Consider the following 268-nt stretch of genomic DNA (forward strand, 5'->3'; position numbering starts at 1 on the left):
GTACTGCGTCATAACGCTGAGCCTGCCAAACGCTTTGCTACCATGGGTTGCCGTCATGCGCTGCACAACCTCTTTTTGCAGCATAAAATGCATATTTTCGATCTGATCAGCATACTGAAACAAATGAAATAACAAAGGCGTAGAAATATTGTAAGGCAAATTACCGAAAACTTTTAGTTTCTGACCCGGTTTAACCAGGCTGGTGAAGTCAAACTTCATTGCGTCAGCCTGATGAATCGTCAACTTGCTGGCAAGAACAGGGTGATGC

At 44.0% G+C, this 268-nt stretch carries 1 protein-coding gene; it reads right to left on the reverse strand.

Annotation, left to right across the window (positions count from 1 at the left end; genetic code table 11):
• A partial coding sequence (locus R0J87_RS20905; RefSeq protein WP_498888661.1) for a ribosomal RNA small subunit methyltransferase A occupies positions 1-268 on the reverse strand: 268 nt, incomplete at both ends.

It is taken from the genome of Halomonas sp. SIMBA_159 (assembly GCF_046536035.1).
Lineage (GTDB): Bacteria > Pseudomonadota > Gammaproteobacteria > Pseudomonadales > Halomonadaceae > Vreelandella > Vreelandella venusta_A.